Annotated in this window: 18 protein-coding genes and 3 pseudogenes; 8 read left to right on the top strand and 13 right to left on the bottom strand. The window is 40.4% G+C overall.

Annotation, left to right across the window (positions count from 1 at the left end):
- Positions 1–365: 365 nt before the first annotated feature.
- The 3 genes from FS666_RS09985 to hsdR are packed head-to-tail and all read right to left on the bottom strand — an operon-like array spanning position 366 to position 6,483.
- On the bottom strand, positions 366–1,778 hold the full coding sequence (locus FS666_RS09985; RefSeq protein WP_144460721.1) for a restriction endonuclease subunit S: 1,413 nt from the start codon (positions 1,776–1,778) through the stop codon (positions 366–368).
- On the bottom strand, positions 1,771–3,243 hold the full coding sequence (locus FS666_RS09980) for a class I SAM-dependent DNA methyltransferase (protein WP_144460720.1): 1,473 nt from the start codon (positions 3,241–3,243) through the stop codon (positions 1,771–1,773). The genes FS666_RS09985 and FS666_RS09980 overlap by 8 nt, the downstream gene beginning before the upstream one ends.
- 3 nt (positions 3,244–3,246) lie before the next feature.
- The gene (hsdR, locus tag FS666_RS09975) at positions 3,247–6,483 is read right to left on the bottom strand and encodes a type I restriction-modification system endonuclease (RefSeq protein ID WP_144460719.1); all 3,237 of its coding nucleotides are present in this window, start codon (positions 6,481–6,483) and stop codon (positions 3,247–3,249) included.
- Positions 6,484–6,672: 189 nt separating this feature from the next.
- Here hsdR and FS666_RS09970 point away from each other — a divergent pair, with 189 nt between their 5' ends.
- Positions 6,673–7,500 (top strand): MetQ/NlpA family ABC transporter substrate-binding protein, encoded by an 828-nt coding sequence (locus FS666_RS09970; protein ID WP_144460718.1) that lies wholly within the window; start codon positions 6,673–6,675, stop codon positions 7,498–7,500.
- A gap of 109 nt (positions 7,501–7,609) precedes the next feature.
- On the opposite strand, the gene FS666_RS09965 is transcribed toward FS666_RS09970, so the two are convergent.
- From FS666_RS09965 to FS666_RS09950, 4 genes and pseudogenes are all read right to left on the bottom strand, one after another.
- Complete coding sequence (locus FS666_RS09965) at positions 7,610–8,272, bottom strand: methionine ABC transporter permease (protein ID WP_120071566.1); 663 nt, start codon at positions 8,270–8,272, stop codon at positions 7,610–7,612.
- Positions 8,272–9,285: a methionine ABC transporter ATP-binding protein gene (locus FS666_RS09960; RefSeq protein WP_144460765.1), complete on the bottom strand. Its 1,014-nt coding sequence runs from the start codon at positions 9,283–9,285 to the stop codon at positions 8,272–8,274. Before FS666_RS09960 ends, FS666_RS09965 begins: the two co-directional genes overlap by 1 nt.
- 280 nt (positions 9,286–9,565) lie before the next feature.
- Positions 9,566–10,795: pseudogene (locus tag FS666_RS09955) on the bottom strand (MFS transporter).
- Between the two features lie 53 nt (positions 10,796–10,848).
- Positions 10,849–11,304 carry a CBS domain-containing protein gene (locus FS666_RS09950; RefSeq protein WP_120073593.1) on the bottom strand — a complete coding sequence of 152 codons (456 nt, stop codon included), beginning with the start codon at positions 11,302–11,304 and terminating at the stop codon, positions 10,849–10,851.
- Positions 11,305–11,458: 154 nt separating this feature from the next.
- On the opposite strand from FS666_RS09950, the gene FS666_RS09945 reads away from it, so the two are divergent.
- The gene (locus tag FS666_RS09945; RefSeq protein WP_313957116.1) at positions 11,459–11,890 is read left to right on the top strand and encodes a MarR family winged helix-turn-helix transcriptional regulator; all 432 of its coding nucleotides are present in this window, start codon (positions 11,459–11,461) and stop codon (positions 11,888–11,890) included.
- A gap of 253 nt (positions 11,891–12,143) precedes the next feature.
- On the opposite strand, the gene FS666_RS19795 is transcribed toward FS666_RS09945, so the two are convergent.
- Positions 12,144–12,293: a hypothetical protein gene (locus tag FS666_RS19795; RefSeq protein WP_164876349.1), complete on the bottom strand. Its 150-nt coding sequence runs from the start codon at positions 12,291–12,293 to the stop codon at positions 12,144–12,146.
- Positions 12,294–12,544: 251 nt separating this feature from the next.
- Here FS666_RS19795 and FS666_RS09940 point away from each other — a divergent pair, with 251 nt between their 5' ends.
- From FS666_RS09940 to FS666_RS09930, 3 genes are all read left to right on the top strand, one after another.
- Positions 12,545–13,372: a transporter substrate-binding domain-containing protein gene (locus FS666_RS09940; protein WP_144460717.1), complete on the top strand. Its 828-nt coding sequence runs from the start codon at positions 12,545–12,547 to the stop codon at positions 13,370–13,372.
- Between the two features lie 579 nt (positions 13,373–13,951).
- Positions 13,952–14,155, top strand: coding sequence for a helix-turn-helix transcriptional regulator (locus tag FS666_RS09935; protein ID WP_018708163.1), 204 nt, complete (start codon positions 13,952–13,954; stop codon positions 14,153–14,155).
- Positions 14,156–14,827 carry a DUF3169 family protein gene (locus FS666_RS09930; RefSeq protein WP_144460716.1) on the top strand — a complete coding sequence of 224 codons (672 nt, stop codon included), beginning with the start codon at positions 14,156–14,158 and terminating at the stop codon, positions 14,825–14,827.
- 372 nt (positions 14,828–15,199) lie between these two features.
- Here the strand turns inward: FS666_RS09930 and FS666_RS09925 are convergent, their stop codons facing one another.
- From FS666_RS09925 to FS666_RS09895, 5 genes and pseudogenes are all read right to left on the bottom strand, one after another.
- Complete coding sequence (locus FS666_RS09925) at positions 15,200–16,552, bottom strand: alanine/glycine:cation symporter family protein (protein ID WP_144460715.1); 1,353 nt, start codon at positions 16,550–16,552, stop codon at positions 15,200–15,202.
- Positions 16,553–17,473: 921 nt separating this feature from the next.
- Positions 17,474–17,692 (bottom strand): annotated as a pseudogene (locus tag FS666_RS09910) (isocitrate lyase/phosphoenolpyruvate mutase family protein); the annotation flags it as partial.
- 502 nt (positions 17,693–18,194) lie between these two features.
- Complete coding sequence (locus FS666_RS09905) at positions 18,195–18,860, bottom strand: BlaI/MecI/CopY family transcriptional regulator (RefSeq protein ID WP_144460714.1); 666 nt, start codon at positions 18,858–18,860, stop codon at positions 18,195–18,197.
- Between the two features lie 617 nt (positions 18,861–19,477).
- Positions 19,478–19,884: pseudogene (locus FS666_RS09900) on the bottom strand (DinB family protein); the annotation flags it as partial.
- Between the two features lie 258 nt (positions 19,885–20,142).
- A complete protein-coding gene (locus tag FS666_RS09895) occupies positions 20,143–21,039 on the bottom strand; it encodes a LysR family transcriptional regulator (RefSeq protein ID WP_144460713.1) in 897 nt (298 codons plus the stop codon).
- A 171-nt stretch (positions 21,040–21,210) separates the two neighbouring features.
- Here FS666_RS09895 and FS666_RS09890 point away from each other — a divergent pair, with 171 nt between their 5' ends.
- From FS666_RS09890 to FS666_RS09880, 3 genes are all read left to right on the top strand, one after another.
- The gene (locus FS666_RS09890; RefSeq protein ID WP_144460712.1) at positions 21,211–22,401 is read left to right on the top strand and encodes a coenzyme F420-0:L-glutamate ligase; all 1,191 of its coding nucleotides are present in this window, start codon (positions 21,211–21,213) and stop codon (positions 22,399–22,401) included.
- A 432-nt stretch (positions 22,402–22,833) separates the two neighbouring features.
- Positions 22,834–23,241: a DUF2569 family protein gene (locus FS666_RS09885; RefSeq protein ID WP_144460711.1), complete on the top strand. Its 408-nt coding sequence runs from the start codon at positions 22,834–22,836 to the stop codon at positions 23,239–23,241.
- Between the two features lie 1,249 nt (positions 23,242–24,490).
- A complete protein-coding gene (locus FS666_RS09880; protein ID WP_144460710.1) occupies positions 24,491–25,303 on the top strand; it encodes a hypothetical protein in 813 nt (270 codons plus the stop codon).
- Positions 25,304–25,503 lie beyond the last annotated feature (200 nt).

Genomic DNA, 25,503 nt, shown 5'->3' with positions numbered 1-25,503 from the left:
TTTTTAAGGACTGTTGAACTCACTTTTTTCTGCGGCGATTCCTTCAGTTCTTCTATTATGAGTACCATGATACCAAATACTGGGTAATGCTTACAAATCAATCTTATCAAAATTCATGCCTCCCCATCCTAACCCTATTCTCTTCATTAAATTCATATTCCGCCCAATATTAATACCTATATTCCGCGTCTAATTGAACCAAATTCTTTTTTTATCCAGTAATTGCCCGCTAGCTCGCAGACTAGATTATTTATGTAATAAAAAAAGAAAAAGCCCCAACGACAATCGATTGGGGCCAAAAACTAATTTGGGAAACCAATTTTCACCGGCTTCCTTGGTAGTTCTTTACCAAAAAGGTTTAATGATTAGGCTTTTTCTTCAAGCACTGCTTTCAACAACTCAATGACACTTTCTTCAGAGGGATCATTTGTGCCGAGCTCGCCGCGGAAGGCTTGATATAAAACGGATTGTTTCAAATTCTCTACATTTCCATCTAGGGTCATTATATTCAATGTCCGTTTCTCTTTTTGAAGGAAATCATTTAATATATTTGAAATCTCTTTAATCTCCTTTTCTGGAGGAAGAGGTATTGGCAATGCCGCAAGCTTCTTAGAGTTAATATTAGCCTGTCCTACTTGCTGAGTGACCATCGTCATTAGCATTGTTCTACCAATATGACTATTTATATAATGACAAACATAATTTGCCAGGATTTCTTTATACAATAGTCTTACGCGGATGAGGTATGATGCGAAAGTCATTTTCCCAGCTATCTCTCTATTTACTATTGCTGTTTTTCCAACTAGCTCGTATGAATTCGTACGATTAAATAGCAAGTCATTTTCTTCAAGGTCTAACTTCATGATATCTGAATGGTCATTCGGTAAATACTTGAGATTATCTAAAATAATTTTCCCATCGAAAATGTTTCCCATTCTAATAACAGGCACACCTTCTATATTGTCATTTGTTTTTGATGAAGTCCCATAAGTTGAAGATTCTATTAAATCGTTTAAACGAACCCATTTCCACCCTTTAGGCAGATTGAAAAGATTAGAAAGTACCTCCCCGTCTAATGGGTCATTTTTCATATCCTTCTTTCCACCTATTTTGTTTAATAGTTGATCTGCTGTAGCTAAAGAATCTGTATTTTCACGCCACCTTGCAGTCAATTCCCCACGAAAAGCCTTATCCAAAATAGCCGCCCGCCGGTGCTCAAACGTTTCCTTTGCTTCCTCAATCAACCGTTTCGCTTCGTCAATTTTATTTAGAAGGTGTTCAACTTTGTCAGCAATTCGTTTTTGTTCATTTAATGGTGGGAGATTAACAAAGTGGTTTTGTAAGTCTCCCAAGCGAATATACTTGATAGTCGATCCTCTGTTATTACTCGTTAAAATATCAAGTGTACTTTTCAAATAAAGAAACAGATACTTGCCATCGCAATTAAAATTTTGTAAAACATAAGTTCGTTGGTAAGCATTAAATTTCCCATTATAATATTTCACATTAAAGTCGCCATTCCCTGTAACTAAAATAGCTTCTCCATCAAAAGCATAATCGTTTATTTTAAATATATCTTTTGCACAAGTGAAAAAAGGGTATATACCATTTTCATTAGCAGCATTAGCATTTAATCTTCCGGTTTTTATAGTACAAAGTTCTCCCAGTCTCACCCACACCCAGTTCCCCGGCACTTCATAGGGTTGTTCTTCCTTCGGAACCAGCGCCTCTTCGAGCAGTTCTTCTATTGTTTTTTGTTTCTTTTTTGTCTTATTCATTGCCTCTCACTCCTGCCAGTTCCGCCACTTTTCCGGTTTTTTCGCCGATGTTTCCCGCTTCGATTGCACGCAGTTCTTCGACGACTTCGGTCAGGAGGCTGACGGCCTGCTCGAGTTTGGCGATGGCTTCTTCGGCGGAGTCGATGGGGTCTGGAAGGTTTTCGTATATGGACAGGGATTCGTCAGCGATAAGGCCGATGTCCAGGCTGTTGTCCTTCTTTTGAATTTCCTCACGGGTGAAGACGTTGAAGCGCTCATCTTTCACTTTTGTCCGGTCTTTGGCTTTGTATGCGTCCATAAAGCCTTCAAAATGTTTCTTCGTTAACGGAGTGCGCTTTCCAAAGCTCGGCATGTTTGTTCTAAGGTCGTAAACCCAAACTTCTTTTGTGTTGCCTTTATCAGTCTTGCCTCTGGTAAAGAAAAGGACGTTCGTTTTCACACCCTGCGCATAGAAGATGCCGGTCGGCAAGCGCAGGATGGTATGCAGATTGCATTTGTCCATCAAGTCTTCCCGAATTTTCGCTCCCACCCCGCTTTCAAACAGGACATTATCCGGAAGCACAACCGCCGCTCTCGCCTTGCCGTCCGGCTTCAATGCACGATAAATATGCTGAAGGAAGTTCAGCTGTTTGTTCGTGGACGTAAACGTCAAATCATCACGCGTCGGGCGCTCGCCTCCCTGCTTCGTCCCGAAAGGAGGATTCGTCATAATCACATCGAAATTCTTCAAGTCCTTCCCTAAATCGGACAGCGTGTCCCCCAAAATAATCTCACCCTGAATATCATGCAGCATCGCATTCATCAAGGCCAGACGGTGGGTATCCCTGACCAGTTCCACCCCGGAAAAAGCTTTGTACCTCTGGAATTCTGCTTCCTTTTCCCCGAGATCAAAATAATCATCCGTCTGCTTGCGGATGTGGCGGTCAGCGGCAATCATGAAACCAAACGTCCCTGCCGCCGGGTCATTGCAGCGCTCGCCCGGCTGAGGTTCCACAAGCTTCACAATCGCATCAATCAACACACGCGGTGTGAAATACTGCCCGGCGCCCGATTTAGTTTCACTCGCATTCTTTTCCAGCAAACCTTCGTAAAGATCACCCAGTCCCTCTTCCTTTGCACTATACCAATCGAGCTCATCAATTGAGCGGACAATCTTCTCCAAGTTCTTCGGCTCATCAATATTCGTTTGCGCATTCGCATAAATCTGCTTTAAAATATCATTGCTTTCGTTGCCTAAATCGATCAAAAGCTTCTGGTAATGCGTTTTTAGATCAATTCCATGGAGGCTTGTCAGAGAATCCCAGCGGTATTCTTGAGGGATTGCCCCTTCGCTGCCAGTTTCCTTCATCATTTTCAAAAATAAGAGATACGTCAATTCTGTCACGTATTGATGGTAAGTAATTCCGTCATCACGCAGTACATTACATAAATTCCATAGCTTCTGTACGATCTGTTGGTTGCCCATACTTTATGCCTGCTCCTTTTCATCACTAACGTATAAGGATGAGTTGATTCTATTTACAATACTGTCCAATTCTCCGTCAAAAATCTTGTTCAGCTGCTTGTATCCGCCGCGGCTTTTGAACGGTTCGACATTAAAAGCCTGCTCCGGGTCAGGCCCCAATACGGATTCTTTCAGCAACTGCTTTTCAATCCGCTCAAGCCACGCTTTCTGTACCTTCGGCCAAGCTTTCATGCTATAAATTTTCTTCATGGCATTTTTGATCCGTTCTTCATGATCGATAAGCGGGTCACCCAATGCCTGCTGCCGGATAAACCCGATAATATCCGCTGCGATTTCTTCGTTTTTTGCATCGCGCCACGCGGTCTGCAAGCCTTTCTCCGTAAAACCTTTTTGGTCCAAAGTGATTTTCAGTTCCCTTAATTGATTGCGCGTCAGCTCATTCGGGCGCGTACAAACGACATTCAGGGCGGGGATTAAGTTTATATTATCTTTTATAAACTTCTGGAAGCTATGCAGGTAATCCTCCGGCTTGTCTGCGTTCCCATACCCGCGGGTGACAGCTTCAACCTTATCCTCATGGGTGGAAATATACTGAAGAACCGGCCTTCCCCGATTTTCATCCAAATATTGAAGAAGGTTTTGGTTGGAATTAAATTTTTCCACTACCTCTCCGGCATCGGCCTGTTTTATCCAATGGATAAATTCATCGATCGTTTGGCCGCCTGACAGCACCTTGAAATCTTCATGATCCTTTTCCTGCCAGCGCTGCTTTCTGCGCTGCACTTTTGCGATCAGCTCGTCCTTATGCTGCGCCTTAGTCTTGCCATCAAGCTGTTCCAGCTCCTCAACCAATTGCCGGACCGTCACCTTTGGATTTTTCACGACCGGCTTCATTGTGGTGTACGGCTTCAATGATTCATAAATGCCAACCGCATCATAAATGGAAAAGTGATCCTTCCCGATATCATCAGCACGCCTTGTCGCACGGCCCAGCATCTGTTCATAAAGGATCCGCGAACGCACGCGCCTGATAAAGACTAGATTCGTAATCTCCGGCACGTCTATGCCTGTTGTCAGAAGATCAACTGTGACGACAATATTCGGAAGCCGCTCATTTTTAAATAATTTAATAGCCTGGGATGGATCTTTGACCGACCCGGTAATTTTCATCACGGCATTGTCCTCAATCGGGCCGTGGACATTTTCCAGCTCTTCTTTTAATATCCGCACCACCATATCGGCATGATCGTCCGTTGCCGCAAAAATAAGTGTTTTGCCAAGGCTGGCAGGGTCAATATAATTGGCCAGCTCCGCCAAAATTGCCCGGTTGAAATTTTCGGTGATCACTTTTTTATTGAAATTCGTCACATCAATATTGACTTCATCTTCCAGCAGTTCCGTTTCGACCTCACCCGTCAGCGTATTATAGACATCCACCGACTCGCCGACAGCCCAGCGAATTCCGTTTTTCTTCAGCACCGTCTCAAATTGATAGGGAGGCTCATGGTCGATCAGCCAGCCGTCGACAACCGCCTCGCGGTAAGAGTAAGTAAAAACAGGCGTTCCGAAAATTTCTGTTGTATGTAACGCAGGCGTCGCTGTCAGCCCAACTTTTACCGCATCGAAATAGTCCAGCACCTGGCGGTATTTGCTGACATATTCCTTGTGATCCCTGAACAGCATTTCCACTTCGGACATTTCTTTGTCCAGCGTGTACCCCCTGTGCGCCTCGTCCACGACGATACAGTCATACTGGTCGACAGTCGGTTTGTTGCCATCTTCGGCATAATACAGCCTTTTCAGCATTCCCTGCACAGTGGCAATCTGCACTTTCGTTTCAGGTTCAGGATTAGTGTCTTTTAAAGATTGCAAGTTAAATATTTGTGTAAAAGATTGGTAGTTTTCCAGCTTTGAATCTTTGAACGCAGCTTCCGCCTGTTCACCGAGTGCCGTCCGGTCCACCAAGAACAGAACCCGTTTAAACCGGCTGTGCTTGACCAAGCGGTAAATCAATCCGATGGCCATCCTCGTTTTCCCCGTCCCTGTTGCCATTGCGAGCAAGATCTCCCGCTTTCCATTTTCAAGGGCACGCTCCACTGCCTTAATAGCATCTTCCTGGTAGGAGCGCAAATTCAAATAATCAAGGGGTTCGTCCTGAAGTTTTTGATTGGACTGGCCAATATCCTGCTTCAATAATTCTTTCAAACCTTGCGGCGTGTACCATCCCTCCAACGGACGCGGATGATTCGTCGCCTTTCTGGCATCAAGAAACCAAATGCCTGACTTTTCTTCCACCTGTTTATGGTAAGGCCTTCCGTTGGTTGCAAATAAAAATGGAACGAAGTAATCCCCATATGGCTGATGAATGATTTCTCCATCCTTCTTTTCAACCAGACGCGCATAGTTTTTCGCCTGCTCTATATCAGATGGGATGTTTTTGCTTTGTCTTTTCGCCTCAACGATGCCGACGAACTCCAAGCCGGCAAATAACGCATAATCTGCGAAACCCTGATTTAGAGGCCATTCCGCAATCGCAAGATTCCTGCCCTTTTCAGGGCGGGTCCCCTTAGAATAACGCAGTTCTTCCGTATCGGCTTCCCATCCCGCCGAGCGGAGCTGCTCATCGATTTTTGCTCGCGTCTCCTCTTCTGTCAGGTTAAGATCGCTGCCGTATTTTTTGGCATCTTTTTTCCGCTGAAGCTTTTCTTGATCAGACACGTAGAGCTGTTCCTGGCGAAGGCGTTCCAGCTCGTTTTCCAGATTTCGGACCTTTTCTTCGTAGGCCGTCGAAAGTTTTTCCAGTTCTCTCTGATCAACTGTTTGAACCGGAACCGGGTTCTGATACTCCGGCTCTTTGAAATCCCAATCGCCGTACACCTGCATGAACCAGACAGCAAGTCTGAAAGCCATATGCAGCAAAATTTCCGCTTCTTTCTGGTATCCATACCCCTCGTGCATCGCCTTATTGCCTTTTCTTCTGATCGTATCGAGAATCTCTTCCAGTTCCTTGGTGATCAGATCATCTGCTCTCAAAGCATGGATGCGATCCGTTTGTTTTGTATCATATGTTTCTTTTATTTCCTCATATGCCAATACATATTTGGTTAACGTCTCTGCAAAAACGCGAAGTTTCATCAATGTAGTGTTTGGATCTATAAAGACGTTTCTTTCCGCCGTTTCACCCAGGTTGGCCAAGATGGCCCACTTGCCGGAAAGAAATTGGAAATTGCTATTCCCCATCCCGATGGTATACCTCCTTAAACGTCTCTATCATCATTATAACGAAATTCCAGTAAATAGGAAAATGCTCCTAAGGAGTTGGAGGTTCTTTCGCATTGACTTTTATTGAGGGGCAAGTTACTATATACATAATTCACATAAAACTTAGCTGATAACTATGTTTTAAAGTACAAAAGAGGAGAGGCTAATATGAAAGGTTTAAAGTTATTGACCATATTCACCCTTTTCACCCTTTTTCTGGCTGCATGCGGCTCGGATAAAGCAAATGAGGGAGGAAAGGACAAGCAGACCATAAAGGTCGGGACTTCACCAGGCCCCTATAGTGAATTATTCAAGGATGCCATCCAACCTATCCTAGAGGATGAGGGCTACAAAGTGGATCTGACTGATTTTACAGAACTATTACAAGCGGATATCGCATTGGATGAAGGCTCCATTGATTTGAACGTAGATCAGCATACAGCTTATTATGAGAACTTCAATAAGGAAAAAGGGGCACACTTAACTAAGCTTACCCCGATCCCTACCGTGCCGGCAGGTATTTTTCCCGGCAGAAAGACGTCACTTGACGATGTCGCGGAAGGTGATGTGATCGGTATACCAAAAGATCCGTCCAACGCGGCAAGGGCCTATGCACTTCTTCAAAAAGCTGAGCTTATTAAACTGAAGGACGGCGTAGAATTAGTAAAGGCTACGAAGAATGATATTGAGGAAAATAAGTATAACTTGGAAATTCGAGAAATGGATTCTGCACAAATTCCAAGAGCTATGAATGACTTAGATTACGGAGTCATTCCCGGCAGCATTGTATATTCTTCAGGCTTGGATGCTTCGACAACGTTGCTGCAAGAAGATATTCTGAAGGATTTGGAACTGGTTGCGGTGGTTGACGAGAAAAATAAAGATACAAATTGGGCAAAAGCTGTAAAAGCAGCCTATGAATCCGATGAATTTAAAGCGTATATGAAAGAGCATAACAAAGACGATTATTGGTTTATCCCGGAAGAAATTAGATAGAACTAAAGAAATCCGCCTCTAATGGCGGATTTCTTTAGTTCCAGCTTTACCGGAATTATAAAAGGTGAGTTGCCAGTTGGCTACCGAAGAAGTATCCGCGGTCATGGGATCAGCCCTCTCTGCGCACTTTCGCCGCCAGCCAGTTGCCGATAGACTGCATCAGCTGGACTAGAATAATCAATACGATGACTGTGATGAGCATGATGGTTGAGTCGAATCTTTCATAACCATAACTGATGGCCAAATCCCCGATTCCCCCTCCGCCAACCGCCCCGGCCATGGCAGTTGCACTCAGCAAGCTGATCGTTGCAGTGGTTAAGCTTAAAATAAGTGAGCCTAATGCTTCCGGCAGCAAAAAATGCCAAATCGTCTGCATCGGAGAAGCCCCCATTGATCTGGCGGCCTCAATGATACCATCATCGACTTCTAGTATAGAATTTTCTACCAACCGGGCAATGAATGGCGAAACATAAATGATGAGCGGTACGATTGCCGCAGCCGTTCCGATGGATGTGTGGACAATCAGCCGCGTAAATGGGATGATGGCTACAAGTAAAATAATAAAGGGCAGCGACCGGAACGCATTGATCACTGGGTTGACAATGTTATAGAAAACTTTATTCTCAATGATGCCGCCCGGACGTGTAACAACAAGTAATATTCCCAACGGCAGGCCAATGATCGATCCAATCAGCAAGGAAAACCCGACCATATAAAATGTATCGATCATCGCTTGCAGAAATTGATCGAAAGTAACAGCAGTGGAAAGCATCAGTCAAACAGCTCCTTTGCTTTGATTTCTTCTTTTTGCAGATAGTCGGCCGCTTTGTCCACATCTGTGCTATTTCCCACTAATTGTATAATCATATATCCGACTGAATTATCCTTGATTTCGTTCATTGTGGCATAAATGAAATTGACGGTTACATCAAGATGGCGGATGACATGATTTATGGCAAGGTTAGCTGTTTCATTAAATTTCAACTTGAACAGACGGCTGCCAGGCGTACGGCTAAAGTTCGATAAGGCACTTTCAGGCACTTCATCCGGAATAACTGTGCGGACAAAGTTCCTTGTTGCTCTTTGCTGCGGGTTTCCAAATACATCAAGAACGTCCCCTTCTTCAATGATCTCCCCATTCTCCATTACAGCAACACGATTACATATTTTTTGGATAATGCTCATTTCATGGGTAATAATCATGATAGTGATGTTGTATTCCTGATTGATCCTTTGCAACAACTTCAATATAGAGTCTGTCGTCTGGGGATCGAGAGCAGACGTCGCTTCATCACATAAAAGTATTGATGGGTTTGTGGCCAGTGCACGAGCGATTCCAATACGCTGCTTTTGACCGCCGGATAGCTCATTAGGATAGTTGAGGGCTTTGTCTTCGAGGCCTACAAAGCGAAGCAACTCCATTACCCTGTCCTTAATCACTTGCTTTTTTTCTTTAGCGAGAACGAGCGGAAGTGCAACATTATGGTAAATCGTTTTGGAATTCAGCAAGTTAAAGTGCTGGAATATCATTCCTATATCTTTCTGTGCTTGTCTAAGCTCTTTAGGCGAAAAGGAATTTAAATCTTTCCCATCTATCAGGACACTGCCCGAAGTCGGACGTTCCAGAAAGTTGACCATACGTACCAAAGTACTTTTGCCGGCACCACTAAAGCCGATCACTCCGAATATATCTCCTTTGTTCACATGCAGACTGACATTCTTTAAAGCTTGTGTCTCCTTACCATTGCGTCTATATATCTTAGAAATGTTTTCCAGTTGAATCAACATTCTCACTCCTGATAGCCCTTTTCGTATTAATCTTATAGAATTACTATACATTTAGCGGCCTTTATGCGCAAGTGAAAAAAACAGAATAAAAAGGACCAGCCTTAATGAATCCTCATGCATCTAAAATAGCATATTTTGGGTATGAACAAAGTGATACCGCTTTCGTCATAATAAATCCAACAGCCGTACAGGACCAGCTGTACGGCTGTTGGATTTGAGATAGGCATCCCATGGCAGGATTACTAAGCAGACAGATCTGCTTTCGCTATTTACTTTTTTAATGCGCAACTTCCACTTCATCCACATGGCTTATATGCTTCGTGTTCAACCACATAAACAATACGGATAGAAGCACAAATACTCCCCCTACAATGAACGGAACACTTGAGTTATAAACTTCAGAAAGCTTCCCTGCCAGGAACGGTGCAATGGCTCCTCCAATAAAACGGAGGAAACTGTATGCCGCCGATGCAGTTGAACGGTCAACAGGGCTCGCGTTCATAACCGCTGTCGTAATTAGCGTGTTGTTGTTCCCGAGCAGTGCACCTGCGACAATAACTGCCGTAATGACTAGCCATTGTGTGGACGTCCAAATACCCATTGCAAGCAGCAACAAGGCAAATAAAAGCAACATGGCAAACATGGATTTAATGGTTCCAAAACGGTGTTGAAGTTTTGGTGCCATGATCACAGAAGTGACCGCCAGCAACAATCCCCAGCCAAGAAATACAAATCCGAGTCCGTGCTCATCCAACCCTAAAATAAATGGCGCGAATGCCAGCAAAGTGAAAAATCCAAAGTTATATAAAGCTGCTGCAATACCGAATACCAATAGTGAACGGTGTTTCAGCCCCCGAAATGGATCTAGTAAAGATGTCTTCTTTTTCTCTATTGTTATATGATCGGAGTCAGGGTTTTTTGGCATTAAAAAAACTAGTGCAATAAACGCGATGACCATCAATGCAGCAACGCCATAAAACGGGCCTCTCCAAGACATGGCCCCCAACCAGCCGCCGATTAGCGGCCCCACTGAAATACCAAGTCCAATGGCTGCCTCATATAAAATGATTGCTTTTGCATTTCCACCTTCGGACAGTGTGACGATTGCCGTTAACGCGGTCGCAACAAATTATGCATTGCCCAGTCCCCAGCCGCCCCGTAAGCCAACCAGTTCCCAGATGCCATTTGACGCTCCGCCCAATGCAGAGAATACTGCGATGATCACAATCCCTGCAAGTAATGTTTTCTTCATTCCAATACGTGATGTCAGTGCACCTGTCACAAGCATGGCAACCGCCATAACGGCATTATAGCTTGTGAAAAGGAGCGTCGTTTCACTTTTTGATGCATTCAATTGACTTGAAATGGCGGGTAAAATAGGATCGACAAGACCAAGGCCCATAAACGCAATAATAGACGCAAAAAAGACCGCCCAAACGGCCTTAGGTTGAGAAAGAAGCCCTGGTTCCTTCTCTATGGACATTCCTGTGTTTGACAAAGATGACATACAATTTCTCCTTACTTTTATTAAATTATATTGCTGCTATATAAATTCCTTTATCAAAGAATTGACTTAAAAGTATGGCGGATAACATCCCCGCGGCTAATAATTCCAACAAGTACACCGTCTTTTTCCACCGGCAATTTCTTTATTCGTTTTTTCCCTAAAATCGCTGCAACGTCTTCTATTTCTGTATCTGCATCAACTTTTGCCACTTTTCTTTTTGCAATTTCCAAAACGTTTAAATCCAGTATTTTTTTAATCCGTTCATCAAAATCCTCTGTGTCGCCTTTAATGATGAAAACTGTATAAATAGAATCGATAAAAATATCCTTATGCTTTCCGATGTATCGCATAATATCCCCGTCACTTATATAGGCGACGATTTCATTCTTGTTGTTAACTACTGGAACACCGCTTATATGGTACTCAATAAACTTCTTAATAACGGAACGTATATTATCTGTTTCTTTCACTTTATAAACATTGCTGATCATTATTTCATGAGCTTTCATACTTACCCTCCTCATGGTTAAAAATTTCCGCAAATAAATGATTGTATATTACAACTATATAATTGTATGATACAATTAATTTTAATAATCGTCAAGCTTTCCTTGGTGAATTGACAAATATTCCGGGTCGGTTATCATTTTGTGTGAGGTGTTTATGTTGCGCAGACAAGCAATAGAAGTGATTGAAAATGAAGTCATGGATTTCATCCGAAGAATCATCACGTCCGAGAGAAGAAACGGAAGACTAGATCGCTCCGCCTTTGTGATATTACGTCAATTATCTACCCATGGACCAGCTGGCGTAAAAACATTGGCGGATCAATTACATTTAGATATGTCCACGGTCAGCAGACAAGCTGCAGCACTTGTTGAAAAGGGTTATGTGGACAAAATGCCCAACCCCAGGGATGGCAGGGCTTATTTCTACCGAATCACGGACCTTGGAACAAAAGAATTAAATGAAAATAAACAAAGACAGATTGACAGGCTTACAAATGTGCTTGAAGGATGGTCTGACGAAGAATGTATAACATTCGGGCAATTGTTAAAGAAATATAATCAAACCGTGAATAAAAGAAAAAGTTAGAGTGACTTGCGAAGTTGTTGGTATGGGTACGCAGAGAGGTTATGATTGGCATTTCTGTTGGCATGTTATTGCAAATAAACAGGTAACCTCTCATCCTATTTTCTTCCTTGCGCAGATTTGCCCGGTGAGTATGAAAAACAGGCCTTTATGGTACGGTTCAGCTAAAGCTTGTTATTCTTTCCCGTTATTCTCTACTGTAAAGTTCTAAAGGTAATCTAAAAAATCGAGAAAAACGCCATTTCTGGCGTTAAGATTATTTGTTACTTTCCCTGTCATTTTCATCAATTAAATTCTTTACATCATGTACCATTTCATCAAAAGTTTGATTGACCTTATTCATTATTGCATCTTGAGGGGTATCGTTGTTTTGGAAGTTATTACCCTTCTTATTATCTTTTCCCACTTTTTTCACCTCCGCTAAAGATATGGTGTGTAAAATGAAGAAAAATATTCTTTGAGCAGTTAACACCAATGAGAAATAAATACAAACAAGTAGTAGACACCAGCTTGTGGCATAGTTCGACTAAAAAGTGCTGTTTATGGATTACCCAATTTCCCCTTCCTTTCCTTCATTTACCGAATAGACCAAATATGTTATATTTTTAAAAAATTATCCTTTCATAAAAAGAAAGTTTGCTGAATGGAGGAAATTAAATGAAGAAGATCAGCTTTTTTCTTGGACTGTTAATGCTTGTCCTTTTGCTCGGAGCATGCAGTCCGAATACCGAAACAGAAACAGCTGGAAAAGCAAATAATACGGAAACAGAAAAGCAGGCGACCCAACTGAATAAAATATTGGACGAAGGGGTTTTAAGAGTCGGGACAACCGGAGATTACAAACCATTTACCTATCTTAATCCCGAAACGAAAGAATATGAGGGGTATGATATTGATGCTGCAAAAAAGCTGGCTGAGGACCTAGGGGTTAAAGTTGAATTTGTTGAAACGACTTGGCCGGCGCTGATGGACGATTTGATTGCCGATAAGTTTGATATTGGGATGGGCGGAATCACTCGAACACTGGAGCGCCAAAAAACAGCCAACCTTTCAAATCCCTACCTTGATTTCGGAAAGGGAGCCATTATCAGGGCAGAGGATAAGAAGAAATATACCTCCATTGACGACTTAAATCAGCCTGATGTGAAAGTGGGGGTAAATCCGGGAGGGACCAACGAAAAATTTGTCCAGACTCATTTAAAGAAGGCGGAAGTAACGGTAGTTGAAAATAATCTGGATATCCCGAAAAAGGTGGCGGAAGGACAGTTTGACGTGATGATCACGGACAATATTGAAGCGATCATCTATGCAAAAGAAGACAAACGGCTATTTTCTGCTTTTGAGAAAAATACACTGACTCATAGTCAAATGGGTTATTTAATGCGGCAAGGGGAAGATGATTTCCACAACTTTGTCAATCTGTGGATCGACGAAATGAAATTGAATGGCGAATTTGACAAGCTGCATAAGAAATGGATTGAATAGGACACAAGGTGCAACCTGACGTTTTTCAATGGTCAGTGGTAAAATGCTTGTGAACTGAAATAGAAAATACATGGAAATATCTATTAGTCTGCTTAACATCCGAATTTTTAGGTGTTGGGCAGGCTATTTTTTCCGGCTCCTTTTCATGGATTGGTGAAAAAACTAATGTGGACGCAGGGACAATCAGCATGGACCGAAATAAAAAGGACACGAATGAACCTGGACGAGATTATTTTCTCAGTTTTCATGCTTATAAAAAATGGAAAATGGGCACTCCTGCTGACTTGGCGGGAGTGCTTTAAAGTTTTAAACATTTCCATTGAATATATTCCCCTGTGATTTGATTTTTTATTGAAGAAAAACCCCTGTTTCTTTAATAAGGAATTATTAAAACAACTCAAGTGCTTCGCTCTTAACCATTATTATGTAGAATTCCTTATCCCATTGAAATTCCTTTTAGCTCTTCAACGCAACATCTCTCAGTCTTTTGACAATGATCGTTTTACTTTTGACAAATATCATTGTCAAAATGAATATCATCGTATACAATAAGATGAAAATGACTGAAGGTGATGTAATTTGAAAAGCCGCTTAAAGGAGCTTCGGGCGCGTGAAGGATATAACCAAACTCAGCTTGCAAAGCTCGCAAAGGTGTCCAGACAAACGATAAGCTTGATTGAACGTGAAGAGTATATGCCTTCACTACTTATCGCCGTTCGAATTGCACGTATTTTTAATGAGCCTGTTGAAAATGTATTTCAATTTGAGGAGGAGGAGTTATAAATGAAATCTGGATTTAAGCTTTTTATTAGTGGATTTGTTGGTTTTTTTGTCGTGTATGCTTTGATGAACTTTTCTGAGATCAAATTTGCTGGAGAAATAACAGTAATTAGCTTAATTGCAATCTCTGTCATCCTGATAACTATGAGTATTATACGGTTTCAAAAGATTAAATCATTAAACAAACAAACCTTTAGCGGTAATGAAGAAGATGAAGTCGAAGAAAGAAAGTATAAGATGTTTGCCGATTATTCTTTATATGCAAATTCCAGCTTAGTTTTTTCTATTCTTGCACTTAGTTTAAGCATTCTTACAACTCAAAGGTTAATCATGGCCATTGCATCATTATGCTTACTCATCATTACCTATTTCTTAATCCATTACATGGGGCATTTAATGCAACAAGTATATCCGGAGCGTAATATCCCAAGTACTTCTGACCCTGATTATGCCCAAAAAGTACTTGACGCTGCAGACGATGGTGAAAAGCATGTCATTCTAGATGGATTATATAAATCACAAAGCCTATTAAATATTGGCCTTATCGTTGCTATTACATTATCTACTGTATACTCCGTTATAGAGGAAAATTCGCAGACTTTCTCCATTATCCTTATGGCGGCCGTATTGCTGATTGTTAATGGAAAATACCTGTTAGTGATTCGAAATAAGTAAATAATATATGCGGTTGCTATATAGATTGAGTTTACTTTTAATGTTTAAGCAGTTCTTAGTTGATTGAAGTGGAAGGCGGCGACTCCTGCGGGATGAACGTGAGCCTTGAGACCCCGCAGGGCGCGAAGCGGCCGAGGAGGTTCAAGCCACGCCCGCGGAAAGCGTCCGCCTGGAACGGAAATCAACGGTGGTTTTCTAACTATGCACAATTTTTAATTCAACTTATATACTTACTAATCCATTTTTTGGTAACCAATAGTGGTAGGTGTATTTCCCATACCCAAAATGGTAAAAAAAGTACTTGACATAATACGCTAAACAAATAAAAAGCCCGATGAAACACAAGCATTGCTTTCATCAGGCCTTTCTCTTTTAAGCTACTTCCTTTCTCTCCTCTTTAATCTTACTGCGCAAGCGCTTTGTCTCAAGGACAATGATTCCGGATAATCCAAGAAGTCCGATTAAGTTGGGGATAGCCATTAAACCATTTAATACATCTGCTAACGCCCAAACAACATCGAGTTTCGCGGTTGCACCAACAAAGATAAACAGGACAAAGATGACCCGATATATTTTAACGGCAGTTGGATTATCAATAAGGTATTGGAAACATTTCTCGCCGTAATAACCCCAACCTAAAATAGTCGAAGACGCGAAGAAGATAATGCCAATAGAAACGAGCACTGGTCCTATATCCCCAAGAAACGTTCCCCATGCGGCAGAAGTTAATGCTCCTGCTTCGATAGAAGTGTCTTTCCATTGGCCGGACATCACAATTGTTACACCTGTGATGGAACAAATAACAATTGTGTCAAACAATACTTGAGTCATGGAAACTAATGCTTGCCTTCCAGGAATATCTGTTCTTGCTGCAGCGGCGGCAATAGGCGCTGATCCGAGACCCGCTTCGTTTGAGAACAATCCGCGAGCGATCCCAAAGCGAATAGCTGCACCGATTGCACCACCAGCAGCTGCTTCACCAGTAAATGCAAATTTAAAAATAGTAGCAAATGCTTCCGGAATAAGGGTTAAATTGGATAGCATAATGATTAACCCGCCAATTAAATAAAATAAAGCCATGATTGGAACGAAGAACGATGTAACTCGTCCAATCCATTTAATTCCACCAAGAATAACCAATCCAGCAAAAAGAACGAGAACAATTCCTGATACCCAGTGGGGGATGGAGAACGTATTGGACATGGCATCGGCAACAGCTTTTGATTGGGTTCCGTTTCCGATCCCAAATGCTGCAAATGCACCGAAAATAGCAAAGAGGACGCCGAGCCACTTTTGTTTGAGACCGTGCTCAAGATAGTACATTGGCCCTCCAGCCATTTCACCTTTGGAATCTTTGACACGGTATTTTACCGCCAAAATTGCCTCTCCATACTTTGTAGCCATTCCAAAAAATCCGGCCAGCCACATCCAGAAGACTGCCCCAGGTCCACCCAGCACTACGGCGGTAGCAACTCCAACGATGTTGCCCACCCCAACGGTTGCGGCCATTGCTGTCATAAGTGCCTGGAAATGGGAAATGTCTCCTTCTGATTTCTTATCTTGATTTCTGGAGAAAACTAATTTTAACGCGTAAGGCAATAACCCTACTTGCAATGCGCCAAGTCTGAAAGTGAGAAAAATACCTGTCCCAACGAGAAGAATTAATAGCGGTGGCCCCCAAACAATACCCCCGGCCTTATCAAGAAATGCTTCAAATGCTTCCATGATATATCCCTCCGGTTTCTATTTATAAATGCGAGGATAATAGAAAATGAAATGTTCATTTTAACCCGATATGATAACGCTTACATTTCCGATCTTGTATTATCCTCATCGAATCTTTTCACCCCCCATCTCCATTGTTTGAATATTACATCACCATGTGTGAAATGTCAAGAAAACCTATCTTTCCTCAGCTTTTAGGAGTAAATTTATGTGTTTTAGTCCTTAAAACAGGAAAAAATACTTATCCATGGGTGTAAAAATTTACCAGTTGGCTTTTCTGTGAAAAAAGTCAACACGAACCCAATTTATGCTTTTTGGCTTTAAAGTTGTGGATAGCTATTAAACCTCTTCCTTAACATCACAACCTTTTTATCCTTTGATAAAATAGAACTATTAGGTGAACCTGCTTTGCATCGGTTTTCCTAATTGGTGTAATTCCTCGGCTGTTAAAATGCAGGTACGAATTGCTTCCAACAGATCCGAGGCTTTTTCTTTTGCCGATTTTTTCAGGTCCTTTAGGATCTTGGCGCCATTAAGGTATAACTCAGCATGTCGGCGATTTGTACCAGTAGGTAATGGTTTTTATTGCCGTATACCTGAATCCGTGACGTAGTTTGTTAAAAGCTTTAAAAAAATAGACTGGCCTTACCCCTTTTGGCCAGAGGTGGTTCAAAAAAACAAAAGCTATTAATTTATGCGGCTTCCGCCTTTGAAACGCTTTTGAAGGCATACTGAAATAAACCTTGGCTTTCTATTTTTTTAAAGGCTATGTGTTTTAATATGCAGTTTTAATAAAAGGCGTAATAAAGCCTTTCGAATACCGGCATCCAGCGATTATGCTCATAGAGTTTCAATTTCCACTGTCTGCCGTGATAGACCATTTTCGATGCCAAGGTAATCATATTCTGAATAACTGTTCTTATTCTCCGTTATGGTTCTTATTATTTCCAAGTGTCTGTCAAAATCGATTAACTCTCCATCTGCATACCCTAGAGAATTAGCAATTCCCCAACTGGTTGTACCAATAGCTTTAAATCCTGCTTTTTCAAGCGTAAAGGCAGAATGCAGATCCCAGGCGTTTCCTAGAAATAATAGTTCCTCTGAAAAATGCAGCTCATTGAATTCCTGAATCTTATTCATTTTATTTCCCTCCAAATGTTTGTTGGACCCATTTTAACAAGTAATCTGCCTCCATTTCGTCCTCATTCTTGCTCTTATGGTCAATCTTTAGAACAAGAAAAAAGTGAAGCAATATCTGTGCTCCACTTCTAAGTTCTTTTATAAAACCTCATTTACTTATGGTACGGTTCAGCGTGACACATCAAAATGAGGTTCTCTTGGATTTCAAAAGGAATGCTAAAATTAAAGTACCTTTCAAATATTCAAAACTCCGTCCATCTCACATCCATTTAAATAATAATTCTTGTCCTTAATTAAGTAACCATCGAAAGTAAAATAAGCGGAGATTTTTCGGTTAGATGCAGAATGGAGCTCGTTTTCGGGGTAAATAAGGGGAGGTTTTCCGATTATGCAAAGTAAAATCCCCCATTTTCACGGTTTTTGAATCAATAGGCGGAATCTCTCCGTCTATTTAAGCTATTTTTTATTTTATTTACTAATTAGGCGGAATATTTCCGTCTGTTTATCTGATTGGGCGCTTAACCTGATCCCCCAACCGATAAGAGCGGACCCTCTTGATCCCAGATGCGGGAATCAACATCTTTTTATCGACCAGTTGAGTAAGTATTTTTTTGACCGTCTTGTCACTTAGATTTAAATGCTTCTCGACTTCTTTAGGGGATATGGCTTCTCCTTTTCGAATCGCTAGCCGAAGCACTTCCTTTTCGACAAAAGACAGAGATGTCTGGTCCAGTTCATCACCTAGCCATTGGCCAATCACTTGCTGAACAATCTGTTGACATCGACGAGGCTTTTCTTTAACTTGGTCATAAGAAAATCGGATCACGGTCCATCCGTCAATCACCAATTGGTTTTGACGTTCAAGGTTGTCAGAAAATTGCCATCTGCTTATGTTCTTTAGATGAGGGCCATATCCATCGATCTCAAGGCAAATCCGGATGGCGGGACGAATATAAGCAAAATCTAAATACCTTTTGCCATCCTTGAAATCATTGACTTCATATTCTGGATGAAGATATCGGAAATGGTAAAATAAAGGCCACCACACTTGCTTCAAAAACAACATTTCAGCCTGTTTGTGACCTTCTTGTAAGCGCCGCAACCGTTCACCGCTTCTTGCTTGTAAGTGAGCATTCAAAAAGGCCCTGTATTCTTCTTCAAATCCCATAGAATCCACCTCCTTTTATCCAATGGTTATACAATAGCCATACGTCATTTAAAGTGGATAAACCTTAACTAATTTGGAAACCGTTCTTTCCTCAATTTTTTCTACTATCAAATTTTGGCGATCTCTTCAAAGGTCTTTATCTATTTCCCACATGGGTATTTATATGCATACATATCCGTTGCCATGAATGCATCATCTTCATTATTTATTCATTTGAGCTTTGGACGGATTTTTAAAATTAATGATTGTTAATGGAGGTGAAAAAAGGTGGTAAATGTGACCTCAATTATTGGAGAAAATATAAGACAAATAAAGACTCGCGGAGTAGCTGATATAAAAGGAATATTTAGGGAAAATTTGAGGATAGAACTATTTTTAGTTTAATAGAACTCTTAAATTTGTCAATCCATTTTCTTTATATTTTGGCAATATCATCTTAGGCTAGTTGTATAATCAAATGCACCCCCGAAACGTGAAAAACCATAAATATTACCATTTAATAACTGGCTGTTAATAGAAGCCGTCGCGCCAATAAGATAGAAACAAAACGATGTAAATATGGATGATGAAGCCTTTAGGGGCACTTTTGTAAAAATAATAAATGAGAAGAAAAATAAATGGACCATGTGGCTTAATTCGAAGGTTCGGAGCGCAATTGCCCGCGGCTCTCGACGGATAATATGGTTGCCGTTTCGCAACGTCCATTCCTCCCCGAGTGTTTCCTCGTCAGATTCGGCGATCAGCTTTTCCAGCGTGCTGACATTCGCATCGAATTCATCGAGAAGGTCTGCGCGTCTTTCCAAAGCGTCCCGCCGCAGCGGCACGGTCGAAAGATCGAACTCCGGATACTGAAAAATTTCGACTTGCCAGTTTAGTAGGTTAATTAGGTGCGTACCAGCCCGCCAAGTGTTATCGACTTCTCATGTGGCTTCCATGCCATATGTTCCTCGGGCAAGCGTTCCAGAATGCGGCGCGTATTGGTCAATTCATGCATGGCGTCGCCGACGATCAGTTGTTTGACCATAGACCCATTACCTCCCTTTTGGTTAAATAAAGCATTATACAATACTACGTAACAATTCTACATAGTTCTAAAATATTCCTTTTTTAAACACTAATTTTACCATCAAAGTAAACCTCATTTACTTATGGTACGGTTCTCCGTGATGTATCTAAATGAGGATTCTTTCGCCGGCTTATAGTCCGTGGTTTGTATGATATTTTCAAGATGATTCATATTATTTTTTTGTCTTCTAAATTTAACTAAATCGTACACTTATTGCTAAAAGAAATTTCTTACATTTTCTTCAATAATGTCAACAAACCTTTCCGCAGCTCTATTTAAAGGAACATTTTTTAAATAACATATGCCAATACTTCTTTTAGGTATAGGTTCCATTAAGGTCACTTCCTGAAGCAAGCCTTTTCTCAAAAACTGTTCAGAGAATTCTTTTGTAACGCAAGCAACACCAAGATTAATCTTTGCAAATTCTAATAGAAGTTCATGCGAACCTAACTCAAATTCCGGCTGGATTTTAATCCCTTTTGTAAGGAAAAATTCTTCAACATATCTCCGGGAATTGGAATTGTCCAATAAAATGAGCGGGAACTTAACCAATTCTTCCAGTTTGATCGGCTTAGATAATGCTTTTCGGTATTTTTCGCCATATACAAAGGTATCCTGAATTTCCAGTAAAGGCTTTACTTCTAATGACTTGTCATCAATGGGAAGATTACAGATGGCGATGTTCACTTCTCCCGCTTTTAAGGCAGCTATGATTTCCCACGTTGTCCCATTGACTATTTTGAATTTAAGATTCGGATATCGATTATGAAATGTTTCTAAATAGGGAAGTAAAAAATACCGCGAAATAGTATCGCTAACCCCTATTTTAAACTCACCAATCATTAAATTTTTAAATTCCAAAAGTTTTTCTTCACCAGCTTGTATAAATTGAAGAGCTGAACTGACGTATTCAAACAATAAATTTCCTTCATCGGTTAGCGTTACACCTTTAGATAGCCGATTAAAAAGCCTCGTATCTAATTCCTTCTCCAATTGTGCAATCGATTGACTTATTGCCGGCTGTGACATATATAGCACTTTTGCCGCTTTGGAAAAGCTTTTATTTTTACCAACAGTATAAAAAAGATAATATAAATCCAATTTGCTCACCATATAATCATTCCTTATACCCAATATAAGATATATTAACTTTACTTATATCATTAAAAACCGTATATTACAAGAGGAGACTGTTTGGATTGTTAATGTATTAGTATGATACTTTTAAAAAAATTGACCCTTTTTATCGAATATAGTTAGATTGCGAAGAAGGAGCGAATTATTGTGGAAAGAGTTGTAGGAACTGTTGCCAGGGGACTTCGTTGTCCCATCATCAATAAGGGAGATCGCATCGAAGAAATCGTTGTTGATAGCGTATTAAAAGCAGCAGAAGTTGAAGGCTTTACAATTCAGAATAAAGATATTGTAACTGTTACGGAGTCGGTTGTGGCACGTGCACAAGGAAACTATGCCACCATTGACCATATTGCCAAAGATGTTCAAGCCAAATTCGGCGATGATACAATCGGTGTGATTTTCCCTATCCTTAGCCGTAACCGCTTTGCTGTTTGTCTTCGCGGTATCACAAAAGGAGCCAAGAAAATCGTGTTAATGCTAAGCTATCCTTCTGATGAAGTAGGCAATCATTTAGTGGATTTAGATACACTTGATGAAAAAGGGATAAACCCTTGGACCGACGTTCTAACAGAAAAGCAATTTCGTGAGCACTTTGGCTACAACAAACATACCTTCACAGGCGTAGATTATATTGATTATTACAAATCCCTGGTTGAAGAATATGGAGTAGAATGTGAAGTAATCTTTTCCAATCATCCAAAGACGATTTTAGAGTACACAAAGAGTGTACTTTGTTGTGATATTCATTCAAGATTAAGAACGAAGAGAATTTTAAAGGCTAATGGCGGCGAAAAAATTTATAGTCTCGATAATATTCTTTCTGAATCAATTGACGGAAGTGGTTTCAATGAGGCCTATGGCTTATTAGGCTCCAATAAAGCAACAGAAGATAGTGTAAAGTTATTCCCTCGCAATTGTCAGCCTGTCGTTGATAACATTCAAGAAATCCTGAAAGAAAAGACAGGTAAAACGGTTGAGGTTATGATTTATGGTGATGGTGCATTCAAAGACCCTGTAGGAAAGATCTGGGAGCTGGCAGATCCGGTTGTTTCCCCTGCTTATACAGCTGGATTAGAAGGAACACCGAATGAAATTAAATTAAAGTACTTGGCTGACAATCAATTTGCTGACTTAAAAGGTGAAGAACTGAAAAAAGCCATCTCTAAATACATTGATGAGAAACAGGATGACTTAGTCGGAGCGATGGAAGCCCAAGGAACTACTCCTCGGAGACTAACAGACCTAATCGGTTCGCTGTCCGATCTAACTTCAGGCAGCGGTGATAAAGGGACACCGATTGTCTTTATTCAAGGCTACTTCGACAACTACACAAAATAAGCGTACTAGAAAGCCAAACTAAAACTTATAGGACAAGGGAGAGTAACTCCTTTGTCCTATTTTTATGGCTGCCGGGTGCTCGAAAGAGAACGTGCTTATATAAATGGTATGCCCTGTACCAACTAAAGCTAAAGTTTGAAAGTAAAGATCCATTAAAAACCCATATTCATTAATGAATTTTTTTGCCTCTTTAATATACTGACTATTATAGCCAACTCTATTTTTCCTGGTTAATTTCCATATTTTAAGTCCTTCTGCATCCGTCAGTTAACACCTCGGATTGCCATTAGTGGACTATTGCCAGGTGCCGAAAATTCAGAGTTCCATTCCTGGTTTTAAAAGTTTGGTAGATATCCCCATTAAATCATTGAAAAAATATCCTTGAAACATTAAAATTGAAACTATTTTGTAAAGAAGGAGGAGGAAGCATCTGTGATTGAAGAAACGGCAAGAAATCAGCCTCAATTTGAAACTGATTTTCGTTATGCCATCGTAGCAGGATGGCTTATTATCCCGGCACTTACAATTCTATTCAATCTTGTTACAGTTATGTATGTTATCTTAACGTTCAATCCGGCTCATTTAGGGGGTTACGACTTATTTATATATATAACGGACTTCATTCTGGTTTTCTTTTATCTATTCACTCTATATACATGGGTTAAACGGAAAATGATTTTGCCAAAGCTTATGATAGCCATTTATACCATCGACGTTTTATTGAGTCTGCCTCTCATGTTTGCAGGAGCGGCAATCGACTGGATTACTATACTATTCAGTGCCGTTTGGATAGGGTATTTTATCAGATCCCGGCGCGTCAAGGCAACGTTCGTCAATTGATGTCATGACAGTTTCTTAAAGACTCATTCTAGCCTAATCCTGCTAACACTTTTAGGCGGCAGTTGCTGTTGCCGTGAATTGAATGGTGACGATGTTCTTTGTGTATCCTAATAAGTCGAACATACCGGACAGTAAACCAGTATTTACTGGAGCAGGTGCTTAAAAGCTGAATATTTGTTGACATCATGTCCATGTCCTTCTCTTTCAATAGGGAATTGAACGGAAAGACCATCTTTATCAGGGACGAAATCTATTATTCCTAATTTATCCAAATATTGAAAGCTCAATTTCTCATCGAGAGAAATTGAGCTTTACTTGGTTTAGTATACAACTTGTTGCCACTCAATAGCCCGCCTTTATGATCTTTTAAAACAGATGTTTTTTTATTAACGCGCCCAGAACACCCGTGACTTCAATCATGGGATGAATGGGTGTTTGTTAGGCAAACAAGTGTTCCTTTGATATCATTTTGCGCGATTTCCTGAACAAAACGACCCGCCACATTGTCAGGCACTACCTGGACAATGGAATCGGTAAAATTGTTGTCGGGTTGGAAACACAAAAGCAGCATGGGCAGGCGTTCATTCTTGCTCTTATGGTCAGTCTTTAGAACAAGAAAAAAGTGAAGCAATATTGTGCTCCACTTATAAGTTCTTTTTTGAACCTCACTTACTTATGGTACGGTTCACCGTAGTGATTTAAGAGGCAAAAAACAGCATTGGATTTTTCCTGTCAATGCTGTTTTTGTTAATTTAATATCACGGTTCGACATCGGTGGTCAATGTGCAAAAAACACTCTAAGCCCAGATACTATAAGGTTTTGTTTTGGCTATGTAAAAATTGTGTAAAACAGTCCTATCGAAGAATACACGTACATAATCTAAGACATTCTTATTTCATTTTTATCTTTCTCAACAAAGACCAGTTTAGAAAAATATTTTATTTAAACCTTCCTCCAATAGTAATGGCAATTATTCCTTGCTGGACCAATTCGAGTTGGAGATTTTTTTAATGGGCTTTTCACCACGATATTTTGTCAACCATGGTAAAATTGAGAAGATGTATTATATAAATATAAAGGTTGTGATTTCTAATCGATATGCCCCTTTCCCAAAACCACTGCTTTTTATGTGGTGAGGAGCTCACAAATAACACAGATGAACACATCTTTCCAGTATGGCTACAGCACAAATTTAATCTTTGGAATCAAACCATCACATTATTAAATGGGACGAGAATTCCTTACCGAATGCTAAAAATACCTTGTTGCAATACTTGTAATAATGAGCATTTATCTCAACTAGAAATTGAATTATCGAAAGCCGTAGATGGCGGTTACGATTCATTTATACAGTTGGATCAAGACAAAATCTTTTACTGGGCTGCCAAAATTCTGTACGGTCTGTTCTTTAAAGAATTGTCTCTCAATTTAGATCGAAGAGATCCGATGGCAGGAACGATTATGAGTGAAGAAATGATGGAAAAATTTTATACATTACATATGTTACTACAAGGTGTTAGGTACCCTACTAAATACATCCCTATAAAACCTTATTCAATCTTCATCTTTAAAATGTATGAATATGGAGATGAGGATTGGGATGAATCAAACTTTAATTACTTCGACAATTATTTATCTACCGTTTTTGGAATGAAAATGAACGATATTGGCTTTATACTATGTATCGAGGATTCAGGTGTTCAATCAGAATTCGGCAAAGAGTATTTTGATAAATACAAAGATAATACCCTTCATCCCATTCAGTTAAAGGAGATTTTTGCCAAAATTAATTATAAGCAACTATTAGCTATCTACCCTCCTCGTTATATGACTATTGAAACGGATAATGAACGAGTTGTTTGGGTCAACCAGCCTTCTGGAGATGTTTTTGAAGAATGGTCACAAGAACTATATGCATGTGGTTTAGCCCGTATCTGGAGTACCTATCCCAATCTTGGCTTTGAGAATATTTATTTTCCACCTGACCAAGTCATGAGTTACTTAAATAATGAAGACGGTACCTTTAAGCAGCTGCCTAAGCATATCATTAAAAAAATTTAATTAAAAAGACAGAGTTTGCGGAATCAAGCTCTGTTTAAAATACATTGTCAATAAATGGACTTTAACTAAACCAACCCTATAGTACAAGTACACCAAAATCTTCGGTGATTGCTTCAGACCCTCATTCAAGTATTCAGTACTATTTAGCCCCTAAATGAACTTGGACAATAAGAGTAAAAATTATTATACTGCTTAATGTA

This window comes from Siminovitchia fortis, from assembly GCF_007681465.1.
GTDB lineage: Bacteria > Bacillota > Bacilli > Bacillales > Bacillaceae_C > Siminovitchia > Siminovitchia fortis.
The sequence above is the reverse complement of the archived record's forward strand: the minus strand, read 5'-3'. Positions and strand labels throughout refer to the sequence as shown.

Bases quoted from the DNA above. Each gene is read 5' to 3' on its own strand.
- FS666_RS09985 (WP_144460721.1), bottom strand. From the start codon at position 1,778: ATGAATAAGACAAAAAAGAAACAAAAAACAATAGAAGAACTGCTCGAA.
- FS666_RS09980 (WP_144460720.1), bottom strand. From the start codon at position 3,243: ATGGGCAACCAACAGATCGTACAGAAGCTATGGAATTTATGTAATGTA.
- hsdR (WP_144460719.1), bottom strand. From the start codon at position 6,483: ATGGGGAATAGCAATTTCCAATTTCTTTCCGGCAAGTGGGCCATCTTG.
- FS666_RS09970 (WP_144460718.1), top strand. From the start codon at position 6,673: ATGAAAGGTTTAAAGTTATTGACCATATTCACCCTTTTCACCCTTTTT.
- FS666_RS09965 (WP_120071566.1), bottom strand. From the start codon at position 8,272: ATGCTTTCCACTGCTGTTACTTTCGATCAATTTCTGCAAGCGATGATC.
- FS666_RS09950 (WP_120073593.1), bottom strand. From the start codon at position 11,304: ATGAAAGCTCATGAAATAATGATCAGCAATGTTTATAAAGTGAAAGAA.
- FS666_RS09945 (WP_313957116.1), top strand. From the start codon at position 11,459: ATGTTGCGCAGACAAGCAATAGAAGTGATTGAAAATGAAGTCATGGAT.
- FS666_RS09940 (WP_144460717.1), top strand. From the start codon at position 12,545: ATGAAGAAGATCAGCTTTTTTCTTGGACTGTTAATGCTTGTCCTTTTG.
- FS666_RS09930 (WP_144460716.1), top strand. From the start codon at position 14,156: ATGAAATCTGGATTTAAGCTTTTTATTAGTGGATTTGTTGGTTTTTTT.
- FS666_RS09925 (WP_144460715.1), bottom strand. From the start codon at position 16,552: ATGGAAGCATTTGAAGCATTTCTTGATAAGGCCGGGGGTATTGTTTGG.
- FS666_RS09905 (WP_144460714.1), bottom strand. From the start codon at position 18,860: ATGGGATTTGAAGAAGAATACAGGGCCTTTTTGAATGCTCACTTACAA.
- FS666_RS09895 (WP_144460713.1), bottom strand. From the start codon at position 21,039: ATGGTGAGCAAATTGGATTTATATTATCTTTTTTATACTGTTGGTAAA.
- FS666_RS09880 (WP_144460710.1), top strand. From the start codon at position 24,491: ATGCTAAAAATACCTTGTTGCAATACTTGTAATAATGAGCATTTATCT.